The organism is Emticicia sp. MM (assembly GCF_001649495.1).
Genome location: NZ_LXHX01000098.1, coordinates 44,638 through 56,145, shown reverse-complemented (window position 1 = coordinate 56,145; position 11,508 = coordinate 44,638). Strand labels below are relative to the sequence as shown.

Below are 11,508 nucleotides of genomic sequence, written 5' to 3'. Positions count from 1 at the left end.
AAAATCCTTATAGCTACCTTGAATCGAATGTATAGTTGCAAATTTTGATTTTCAAACAAAAAGTCTCAAATTGACAATGGAAAAAAAACAAGAACTACCGATAACGTTTCCGAAATCGTTTTCGATAGTTCTTCTAAAAATGCTTTGAAAGAAAATCAAATAGCTAAGCAAAAAAATTAGATTTATCTTATGGTAAAAAACACCAAAAGGCGGTTCTACTGAATCTTAAAAAAATACAATTATAGAAATGCAGAAATGTATAAAGTGCGGTAAAGTTGATGGGATAATAAAAGCTGGTTTTTTGCGAGGCCAGCAGAGATTTCATTGTAAATTGTGTAATCACCATTTTGTAAATGAAATCAGTGCTGCTGAAACATCAACAAAAGAGAATAGCCAGATTACGATAATTGATGTGGCAAAACATTTAGGAGTCTCGGTGTCAACGGTATCAAGGGCTTTAAATAATAAGACAGATATCAATCCCAAAACAAAAGATGCAATTATTCAAGCTGCGTTAGATTTAGACTATAAGCCCAATTTTTTAGCTCAGAGCCTACATAAAGGAAGTACGCATACGATTGGAGTAATTATTCCTGACGTTGAACATCCATTTTTTGCGGCAGTTTTGGCTGGAATTCAGCAAGTTGCCAATAATACTGGTTATAGAATTATTGTTTGCCACTCTAACGAGTCTCATCGAATAGAGGTGCTTAATACCGAAACTCTAATGGCATGTAGAGTAGATGGTTTGTTGATTAGCCATTCTAAAGAAACAATTTCATTTGAACATATAAGAAAACTGACCGAAAAAGGGATTCCTGTTGTTCAATATGATAGAATTAATACTGAAATCAATACACCTAATGTCATACATCAAGACTTTAAAGGTAGTTTTGATTTGGTAGAACACTTGATTGCTCAAGGTTGTAAGCGAATCGGAATGATGTCTGGTCCGAAGGATATGTTAATTTGTAAATCCCGAATCGAAGGATATAAATCAGCACTTCAAAAGCATGGAATCAAAATTAACGAGGACTATATCGTTCATTCCGATATTTCAAAAGGATCTGGTTCAAAAACTCTAGAATATTTTTTGAATTTATCAAATCCTCCCGATGGAATATTTACGATACTCAACAGAAATGCCATCGAAATGATGCGAGCTGCCAAGGTAAAAGGAATAAAAATACCTGACGATATCGCTTTTGCTGGATTTGGTGATGATATTCTTGCTGAATATTTTGAGCCATCGCTTACGGTATTTAATCACTTTCCAACAAAAATTGGCGAAGCTGCTACCAGAATTCTAATTGAGTTTATCAATAACAGAAAAAACTTTGTGCCATATAATCAAATAATTGAAGGCGAATTGATTATCAGAGAGTCCTCACTGAAGAGAAGCAAAAGCTGAAGCGGCTATGTATCGCTCATTGATATATTTCTCTAAATCAGAAACTGCTTGGTCGAAACTTTGTGGATTTTGCAAATAGCTGTATGGCGGTTTTTCTATTACAGTTGCTATAAAACTTGGAGCTAAAATAGTTTTATGCTTTTTGATGTATTCATTCATGGTAGTTGGTGTGAAATATTTTTCTATAAAATCTTTTACAGCTGCCTTATAAAAACTAAAATACTCTGGGTCGTCAATTAAATATCTTATTAGAGGCCATTGAGAGCTGACTTCTTTCATTTCCAGTGTTAGAGCGGTTCGATTTAAGCCTCCTTTCATTTGAAACGAAAGGTTCAAATCATAAGGAATCCAGCGTAAAACCCCTTCTGTATTTGCCAAAAAATAATTGTGCATGACTTGCCCGTAGTTATCCCAATTACCAACAGTATTATTCACTGCCAAGTATTTCAGAAAACTTTTTACATCAAAAACTGCCTCCAACTGTTTTTTCCAAAGTGGTCGGTCGCTTACTCTCAAAGGACTATTAAGAGCTGCAATAAAGTTTTTTACATCGCTATAATCGGCTAATTCTTTGTTGTTTTGCTTTTCAAATTGTGCGGTTATAAAAGTTTGCATATTTGACTCTGGCTTATAAACATTGCCAACTTTAAGTCCACTCTGAATTTCCACCATGTGTTCTTCAACAGTCTCGATGGCTTGATAAACACCACAATATTTTTGTCCTTGCCCAAAGTCAATAAACACTTTATAGTAAGCAACCTTACATGCCATCACGCCTGCTTTTCGGAAGAGGTCAGTCAAGAGTTTTTCTTTCATAAAAGTATTATCGCCATAGCTTGGAGCAAAAGATAATTCTTTGAAACCATAAAATCTTTGATTTTTAGTCTCAGTGAATGTATCTTCAAATTCATCAAATTGTATTTTGAAAGGAAGTTTATAAACCCCACTCCGCCATGTGGCATTCAAAGAAGCATTCCCTTTTAGCCTAAAGCCAACTTTTTTCCATTGATTGCTTCCTTGTAGTACATCTGCCTCGACATAAATGGGGTCGCCAGGTACGGCATCAAGGTTACCGTTTCCTGCTGGTGGTACCGCTCCAGGAATAGTGGTTGCACTACCAAACTTTCGTGCTGTTCGATATTCCATGTCTTTTTGTATTTTATCCCAATTGGCTTGGCCTAACTGAATAACAATACTCCTTATTTCAGCCTCAGGAAATACCCAATTATAATCGGGTATCTTTCCAAATGCCTTAGAAGTCATAGGGTCTGTATTCTTTTCACAAGCCAATGAAAATAGTAGAAATACTACTAAAATGAGCGAAATACGCATGGTATAAAGTTAGTTCAGAATAGGTTTGAAGTAAATTTGAAGAAAGTTAGGTGTTTTTGGGAAAATTTAAACGCTCGAAAACCCTAAAGGTTAATTAATTCAAGTTGCTACTTACTGCGATAGAGCCGCTTAATGTTTGCAGTAAACATTTAAGTGCCGATAGTTAGCAACTTGAATTAAAATCCTTATGATTTAAGTACTCTTATTTCTTTCCTGTGTGTTTCTTGATGGCCTCAACTTCTTCAGCTTTGTAGATAGAGCCATCTTTTCTGAAAATATCATGAAACCAAAGTGGTGGTTCTCCACCATCGGGCATTGGATTCGACCACGCATAAATCGTGTTAGTTTTTCCTGCTACTAATCCCCAGTTTATTGCCCCAACATTGTATTTTTTAAAGACAGGTAGGCAAGTTTGGAAGAAACTATTATCACGACGAGCCATGTATTCTGAGCAAATCATTGGTCGCCCATATTTTTGGAGCCCTTTTATCTCATTTTCAAGATTTTGAGCATCTTTATAATTATGGAAAGTAATAATATCTGAATTTTCGAGCATGAGTTGGTTGCTAAGTTCGTGATTATTCCAAACTGCCGCTGTAATTGGTTGTGAAGGACGCACTTCTAATGCCCATTCAAACGTCTTTTTTAGAAGTGGTAAACAAGCATCTACATAGCCACTATTTGAAGGTTCATTGAATAAATCCCAGCCCAAAATTCTATTATCATTAGCAAAATGTTTGAGAGTCCCCTTCACATATTCCTCTAATCGACCCCATTTACGAGAATCAAACAACACTTTTGTCCCTGGACTTCTTACCCAACCTGAATTATGGACACCTGTTTTAGGTTCTGGTTGTTTGCCCAGCTTGGGGTCGTCGTTCCAACAAGAATCAAAGAAAACAAAAAATATTTTGATATGGTGTTTATCTGCAATTTTCAAAAATTCGTCCATTCTTTTCAAGAATCCTTCTTTATCTTCTTGATATACTAAATCGTGTAAATATACACGCATAACATTCATGCCAAGAGATTCTGCCCAACCTAATTCACGGTCAATAGTTGTAGGGTCGAACGTATCAGCCTGCCACATTTCTAATTGATTGATTGCATTACTGGGAATAAAATTTGCCCCCGTAAGCGTGCCTTGTTTGGCATACCATTCGTTGGCTTTTTGAGCTGTCCATTTTTGAGCAAATGTATTTAGCCCCATAAATGAAATTAGTGTAAGTAAAATGATTTTTTGTACTTTCATTGTCGTTTTGTTTAAATAAGTATTTGGGTGTTTGGTTAAAAATAATTGATAGATAGACTAAAAAATGGATATTTATACATCAATTAGAGCAAGTTACACAATTGTAGGATTTTGTGAGTAAACAAAAATACTGTGTAGCTTCCCAGATTATCCGTAAAAATATAAATAAGAATAAGTAGAATATCATTTTTTTTATAAAATGTTATGTAGCGTGCTTTTGAGTGAAGTAACAAATGCTAAAGAAGGTCAATGCAGAAGTATTTATGAAGAAAATAAAAAAAATAGTATTGAAACCTTTTCGAGTTTCTTTACTGAAATTATACAATAGCTTGTCAAATATTTTGTTTTTCCAGTAACAAACGAGAAAAAAACAGTATATTTATACGCCTGTAAGTTGCAGAAACTCAAGCCTATAACCCTTAATATGTTTAACGATACACTTTCAATTTTGGCCATTTTGTGCCTAAATATTGTCATTTCTGAATGGCTCTGTCAAAAACCTTTTTTCCGACATGTAGGTACTGGTCTGACGGTGATAATCTTGACAGCTATCGTTGCAAACATAGGAATCATTCCTGCATCTACTCCCGCTACGCCTCTATACGATGGTATTTTTGCTTATATTGCCCCACTTTCTATTTTCTTGATGTTGCTCAATGTCAATTTGAGTAGCTTAAAAAAAGCGGGAAAGCCAATGCTCACGATGTTTCTGATTGGGTCGTTTGCCACAATGATTGGTGCTTTGCTGGCCATGTGGCTGGTGAGTGGTAAATCTCAAATTGGTGAAATGTTCTATGCAATTGGAGGAATGTACACGGGTACATATATCGGTGGAAGTATCAATTTTAATGCTGTTGCCTTGCACTATGGAGTTTCACAGCAAGGAAGCCTTTTTTCGGCCGCAACCGTTGCCGATAATATCATTACGGCTCTTTGGGTAATCGCTACGCTGGCTTTGCCACAGATATTAAATAAGAAGTTTCCAAGAAAAAAACTTATGGAAATTTCGGAAGAAACGCTGAATGAAACTCAACATTATTCATCTGATGTAGAAAGTGTGCGTCCGTTTGATTTAGCTTTTTTGATAGCAATCAGTTTGGCTGGAATTCGACTTTCGACTTGGTTAAGTAGCCAGATTCCACAAATTCCTACTATTTTGTGGCTCACAACCATTGCTTTGATTTTGGCTCAAATGCCAGCTGTCAATCGGCTAAAAGGTCATAAATTACTTGGATTATTGGGCGTTTATTTGTTTTTGGCGGTCATTGGGGCATATTGCGATGTGCCAGCATTGCTTAAAGATGGAGCGTTGGCAATTGTGTTACTTATATTCGTGACAATTTTGGTTACAGTGCATGGACTTATTATTTTTGGTTTAGGAGCTTTATTCAAACAAGATTGGGACATCGTTTCGATTGCTTCACAAGCAAACGTAGGTGGTTCGGCGTCGGCAATGGCACTTTCACGAAGCCTTAATCGAACTGACCTTACATTACCTGGGATTTTAGTTGGAGCTTTAGGAAACGCAACAGGAACTTATTGGGGAATATTAATTGCTGAAATATTAAGAAATTCGGGTTGGTTTTGATTTAAAATGATGTTTTTCCTTTTGGAATCATGAATGAAGAAGAGTCCAAGAAATGCTATTGTGGCATTCCGATTTCTCACAATCAATGATTTTTCTTACTTTTGCCAAAAAAATCTTCATCTTATGGAACAAACACTTCTTGACTCAATTCCGTCACTTGATTTGGCAGACTTTACTTCTGGCGATGACGCTCGTAAAAATAAATTCGTTCAAGACCTCGGAGCTGCCTTCAATACTATCGGTTTTGTAGCTATAAAAAATCATGGTCTTTCGGACGAACTTCGTGAAAAACTTTACGCTGCGGTTCAAAAGTTTTTCTATCAACCAGATGAAAATAAAACTAAATATGAGTTCCCCGAACTATTGGGGCAACGTGGCTATGTAGGTAAAGGAAAAGAAACTGCTAAAGGTTTTACAAAACCCGATTTGAAAGAATTTTATCACGTTGGTCAGCCAGTGGTTGAGGGCAATATGCCATCTAATATTTTTCCTGCTGAAGTACCCGAATTTGAGCAATATACGACCGAAGTTTATAAGACTTTTGAAAACACAGGAAAGACACTTCTGCGTGCAATTGCCTTATATTTAGGCCTTTCGGAAGATTTCTTCGAGGAAAAAGTACGTAATGGCGATAGTATTTTGCGTGCTTTGCACTATTTTCCCATTGAAAATCCTGATGCTTTGCCTGAAGGTGCAGTGCGTGCAGCCGCACATGGTGATATAAACTTAATCACCCTTTTGATGGGAGCATCGGCCGATGGCTTAGAGGTATTACGTTTGGATGGAAAATGGATTGCCGTAACGGCATTACCAGAACAAATTGTTATCAACGTTGGTGATATGCTCGACCGTCTGACGAATCATAAATTAAAGTCAACAATTCACCGAGTCGTAAATCCACCACGAGAAAAAATGAAGACTTCTCGCTTTTCAATTCCATTTTTCATGCACCCACGTGGCGATATGGATTTGACTTGCTTAGAATCTTGCATTGATGCTGAGAATCCACGCCGCTATGAGAATATGACAGCAGGCGAATTTTTAGCAGAGCGTTTAAGAGAATTAGGCTTTAAAAAATAGATTTAAAATTTCACCCACTTAGGCACTAAGCTCACTAAGTCGCACTAAGCACCCTCTTAGTGGTAAGAACACTGTCCAAAACAACATGGCCAAAACCCGTCAGATTCGTTATATCATTTTCTTGAAAGACGTATTTGTACTTGCACTCACTTGTTTTGGTGGGCCGCAAGTACACCTGACGATGTTTTTGGATAGGCTCGTAAAAAAACACAACTACATCACCGAAGCTGAAATTCTCGAACTTCAAGCTCTTTGTCAAGTACTTCCTGGGCCAACTTCTACCCAAACCATTACTGCCATAGGCTTTCGATTAGGAGGGGCAAGTTTGGCGTATCTTACGCTTTTAGTATGGATTTTACCAGGAACTTTATTGATGACATTGGCTGCTTTGGGAGTTACCTACGTTGAAAAAGACCAACTTACAAACTTGACTCGGTTCATCAAGCCAATGGGAGTTGCTTTCATTATTTTTGCTGCTTTTTCGATCGGTGTAAAAGTTATTAAAACTAAAACGAGTTTTTTGTTGATGCTTTTAGCTGCCATTGCGGCTTTCGTATTCCCCTCACCGTACATTACACCAATTTGGATTTTATTGGGAGGTTTAGCAACTTCATTTAAGTTTGATCAGCATGAAAAAATGGAGAAGCAGCCGATTAAAGTTGAGTGGGGTAATTTTATACTTTGGTTGGGTGTTTTTATGTTTTCGGTAGTTTTGGGTAAAATAACCAATAATTTACCCGTACGCTTGTTTGAAAATTTTTATCGTAACGGAAGTTTAGCCTTCGGTGGAGGGCATATTTTGAAGCCACTTCTCTACAATGAGTTTGTGGAATTTAAACATTATTTATCTGCCGATGAGTTTTTGTCGGGAGTTGCTATCGTTGAGGTTGCCCCTGGACCAGTATTTTCAATTTCGGCTTTTGTTGGAGCATTATCTATGCGTGAATGGGGGACAAGCGGCGAAGTTTTGGGAAGCATTGTTTCGTCAGTTGGTATTTTTCTGCCTGGAACATTTTTGATATTTTTTGTGATACGCTTTTGGAATGAACTCAAAAAATACCGTGGAATCAGGGCCTCGCTCGAAGGTATCAATGCCGCCAGTACTGGTCTTACTGCAGCGGCGGCTTTATCGCTCTATCAGCCAATGGCCTTTGATTTAGTTTCAGATTTGACAATCATACTTACGCTTATTTTGCTTCAAACTCGTCTTGTGCCAACCTATATTATCATTTTTATTGGTTTGTTTTTGGGTTGGGTGATCATCTAAAAATATTTGTCGAGAAATCTAAATCACTATCATTTACCACCATTACATTATCTTTAACAACAATTAACAATCTTTTCATCGCCCACCTTTCAAAGATTTGCCGTAAATTGCGTTATTATTTGTGGAACAAGTCCTTTGATTTGTTCGTAGTACACCGCTATTTTAGCTTTTGAATATTTAGATGAACAAAAAACATATATTTATAACTTTTTTATTATCAGTAATTTATGGCTTTTCTTATGCCCAAATTCTTGATGATTCTACAAAGCAAGTTTATAGCACAAAGACCGTTAAATATATCCTCGAAGACGATATTCTGAATAATCGCAAAACATTCTATAATCCAGATACTACGCTTGCCAATTTTCATTTATTCGATTTTAATTTGCGTAGCGGACAACTTTATCAAGATTTAGGAAATCTCGGAACGGCAATTAAACCATTATTTTTTACGCCAACGACCGATATTGCTAAAAACTTAGGTTATTTGACTTATGGAGCGTATGCCTTTGATGTCCGAAAAACTACTTATTTCAATACCAAATCTCCTTATACGAATGTCAATTATGTGCAATCGGGCGGAGGAGCGGCAATCATGCACTTTACGCATTCGCAGAACATCAAACCTCGACTGAATGCCACACTTGATGTGAGACGAATGTCATCATCAAAGCAATACGGAGCTCCACAAACCCGTGAAGAACGCTTAGTTGATAGTTGGGCGGTGATGCTTCACTCAAATTACGAGTCGAAAAACGAAAAATATATTGTTCTTGGAAGTTATAACCACTTCAATCATGCTCCGCTCGAACAAGGCGGTATTCAGCCATTGGGTGATAGCACTGCATTTGTGGCAGAAAGTAGTTTGGGAAATTACCGAGATTTTTTGTCAAAACTTAGTGGAGCAGCTTCAAGAGATTGGAGAAATGAATTACATGTTTATCACCAGTATAAACTCACGAATGGTTTTCAGGTATATCATATTTTAGATTATCAGAAACGCCGAGATTTATACACTGATGTAAAATTTGGAGCTGATTCATCTGAAAAAGCAGGTTTTTATCAAGTAATTCCGAAAAGTACAAAAGATACACTTTCGATGGATTTACGCTATAATCTACTTGAAAATAAGTTCGGAATTAAAGGAATTTATAAAGGCTTTGCATATCGATTATACTTACGTCAGCGTTTTTACACGATGAGATCTGATTCAGGGAATTATTTGCCAAATAAGTTAAATGCAGAGACACTCGTAGGTGGATGGGCAAATTATTTCTTTCCTGATAGCGTCAGAAGGGTATATGCAGAAGCGGAACTTGGGGCGGTCAACACGCTTGGAAACCTGAGATTGCAAGCTGAGTATTTAAGCCCCCGAATAAAGGCAGGAGTTTCGATTTTGAGAGTACCACCAAATATATTGGACGAGAAATTTACAAGTGTTGCCTACGATTGGGACAAAACGCTCGCAAAAACCTTTACCACTAACCTTTATGCTTCTACAAGTTTGCAAAAAGGAAATTTTGTATTGCTACCAAGTGCTTATAACTCGCTCATTACCAATTATATTTATTACGATACAAAGGCTCAAGTAAGACAGGATTCATCGGCCATTAATGTTTTTAGAGTGGGGCTTGGTGTAGAATATCGTTGGAAAAGGTTATTGATTGCCAATCAATCTTATTATACCGCCAACACAGCCGAAAATCGACTTCCAACACCAAAATTTGCTAATAATACAACTATTTCTTACGAATTTATTTATGCAAAAGTGTTGCGTATCAATGCAGGAGTTGAAATTTATTATCGTTCGGCCTATTATGCCAATAATTTTATGCCACTTACACGCCAGTTTTTCTTACAAGATGGGCAGAAGGTTTGGGGAACACCAGTGGCCGATGTTTTTGCCGATTTAAAAATCAATAAAGTTAGACTTTTCTTTAAATTTGCTCATGTAAACCAAGGTTTTCCGAGTAATGGCTATTACGTAAGTTCAACTTACCCTGGTTTGAGACGAACATTCTTTTTGGGAGTGAATTGGCCGTTATTTGATTAAAATTTCAATGAAAGTACAAAAATAAAAAAGCTACGTGTAACTTAGTGTTCCTTTGTTTCATATCAGACCGCCGACGCAGTGGTAAAAATGAAAAATATATTTATTCTAATTATTACGCAATTACTCTTCTCCTGCAATTCTGAAAAAAAAGCAGAACAAACTTCTTTTGATTTTTCTCCAACTGTAAAAATCCTAAAAGAAGCTCCGAAGACATTTCCAGAACCAAAAATTCCAAAAAACTTAGTCATTCCCGCAGGTATGGTCTATGTGCCAGGAGGTTATACACAAATCGGAACAACTGACGGAATGGATTTTGAAAGACCTATGTTTTGGGCAGAAGTGAAGCCTTTTTTTATGGATATTTCACCCGTAACAGTGGCTCAATTTCGTGAATTTGTTAAGGCTACAAACTATAAAACTTACGCCGAAAACTTTGGTGATGGAGGTTTTTTTGATAAAGATACGAAAGGTTGGACATTGAAAAAAGGGGCAAACTGGGAATATCCGCTCGGAAAAGATCAGCTGAAAGCACCTGATAATCATCCAGTTACACAAGTATCATGGTATGATGCCGCTGCTTACGCAAAATGGGCTGGCAAAAGATTACCCTCAGAGATAGAATGGGAACACGCCGCCCGAAATGCCAAAAACGACCGAACAATTTATCCATTCGGAAACGATTTAGAAAAAGAAGGTAAAGCACTTGCTAATACTTGGAATGGGGTTTTTCCTGATTTTAATAAAAATACCGATGGCTTTTTCTATACATCGCCCGTTGGGCATTTTGGGAAAACACCACTTGGCCTGACAGATATGACAGGCAATGTCTGGCAATGGTGTGATAACTGGAAAATCAATTATGCCGATATTGCTAACGGAATTATGCCAACCGATACGCTTGAAAAAGTAGAAAAAGGTGGCTCATTTCTCTGCGAGCCAGGTTGGTGCCATGGTTACCGAGTTTCGGGACGCTCTTTTACTTCGCCCGAAACTTCGTTGATGCACGTAGGTTTTCGATGTGTGAAATAGCCTACAAACTAAAATGTGGATTGTAGATAATACCAAAAACATTATCCCAAGGATCTTTTACTGCTGCTACAATTATTCCTCCACCAACTTCGTTTGGAGCTTCATAAGTTGTTGCTCCTGCTGCCAATAATTCATTATACTTTTCATCAACGTTTTCAACGCCCCAATAAGTAATTACTCCGTCAGATTTTGCGTCATTTTTTTCATCGGGTTGCAAGCCGAGTTCGTAGCCAGCTACATTATAACCAACATAAAATGGTTCATCGAAATATGGCTCGAAGCCTAAAATATCGCTGTACCAAATTTTTGCTTGAGAAATATCTGAAACTTTATAAATGGTAGTGCGTAAACCCAAAAAGTGCTTTTTCATACTATTATGGTAGGATAAATAGAGATTATGCCACAAACTTATAATTTTTTGTTAAAACATAAATCGCTTCTGTATGTTTTTCTTATATAAAATTCGGCTTCATTTTTGCATTATCGCTTATAAGGT

At 37.0% G+C, this 11,508-nt stretch carries 9 protein-coding genes; 6 read left to right on the top strand and 3 right to left on the bottom strand.

Features of this window, described 5'->3' with window-relative positions; genetic code table 11:
* Nucleotides 1-247 precede the first annotated feature (247 nt).
* On the top strand, nucleotides 248-1,411 hold the full coding sequence (locus A6M55_RS12160) for a substrate-binding domain-containing protein (RefSeq protein ID WP_064197859.1): 1,164 nt from the start codon (nucleotides 248-250) through the stop codon (nucleotides 1,409-1,411).
* Here A6M55_RS12160 and A6M55_RS12155 read toward each other — a convergent pair.
* Nucleotides 1,388-2,743: a CotH kinase family protein gene (locus tag A6M55_RS12155; protein ID WP_064197858.1), complete on the bottom strand. Its 1,356-nt coding sequence runs from the start codon at nucleotides 2,741-2,743 to the stop codon at nucleotides 1,388-1,390. The genes A6M55_RS12160 and A6M55_RS12155 overlap by 24 nt on opposite strands.
* A 202-nt stretch (nucleotides 2,744-2,945) precedes the next feature.
* Nucleotides 2,946-3,995 (bottom strand): cellulase family glycosylhydrolase, encoded by a 1,050-nt coding sequence (locus A6M55_RS12150; RefSeq protein ID WP_064197857.1) that lies wholly within the window; start codon nucleotides 3,993-3,995, stop codon nucleotides 2,946-2,948.
* 424 nt (nucleotides 3,996-4,419) lie between these two features.
* On the opposite strand from A6M55_RS12150, the gene A6M55_RS12145 reads away from it, so the two are divergent.
* The 5 genes from A6M55_RS12145 to A6M55_RS12125 all read left to right on the top strand — a co-directional run bounded on the left by A6M55_RS12145 (nucleotide 4,420) and on the right by A6M55_RS12125 (nucleotide 11,012).
* The gene (locus A6M55_RS12145) at nucleotides 4,420-5,583 is read left to right on the top strand and encodes a DUF819 domain-containing protein (protein WP_064197856.1); all 1,164 of its coding nucleotides are present in this window, start codon (nucleotides 4,420-4,422) and stop codon (nucleotides 5,581-5,583) included.
* Nucleotides 5,584-5,706: 123 nt separating this feature from the next.
* Nucleotides 5,707-6,663, top strand: coding sequence for an isopenicillin N synthase family oxygenase (locus A6M55_RS12140; RefSeq protein ID WP_064197855.1), 957 nt, complete (start codon nucleotides 5,707-5,709; stop codon nucleotides 6,661-6,663).
* Nucleotides 6,664-6,748: 85 nt separating this feature from the next.
* Nucleotides 6,749-7,930 (top strand): chromate efflux transporter, encoded by a 1,182-nt coding sequence (gene chrA / locus A6M55_RS12135; protein WP_064197854.1) that lies wholly within the window; start codon nucleotides 6,749-6,751, stop codon nucleotides 7,928-7,930.
* Between the two features lie 181 nt (nucleotides 7,931-8,111).
* The gene (locus tag A6M55_RS12130; protein ID WP_064197853.1) at nucleotides 8,112-9,983 is read left to right on the top strand and encodes a putative porin; all 1,872 of its coding nucleotides are present in this window, start codon (nucleotides 8,112-8,114) and stop codon (nucleotides 9,981-9,983) included.
* A gap of 87 nt (nucleotides 9,984-10,070) precedes the next feature.
* Nucleotides 10,071-11,012, top strand: a complete 942-nt coding sequence (locus tag A6M55_RS12125; protein ID WP_064197852.1) for a formylglycine-generating enzyme family protein — start codon at nucleotides 10,071-10,073, stop codon at nucleotides 11,010-11,012.
* A 1-nt stretch (nucleotide 11,013) separates the two neighbouring features.
* On the opposite strand, the gene A6M55_RS12120 is transcribed toward A6M55_RS12125, so the two are convergent.
* Nucleotides 11,014-11,382 (bottom strand): VOC family protein, encoded by a 369-nt coding sequence (locus A6M55_RS12120; protein WP_064197851.1) that lies wholly within the window; start codon nucleotides 11,380-11,382, stop codon nucleotides 11,014-11,016.
* Nucleotides 11,383-11,508 lie beyond the last annotated feature (126 nt).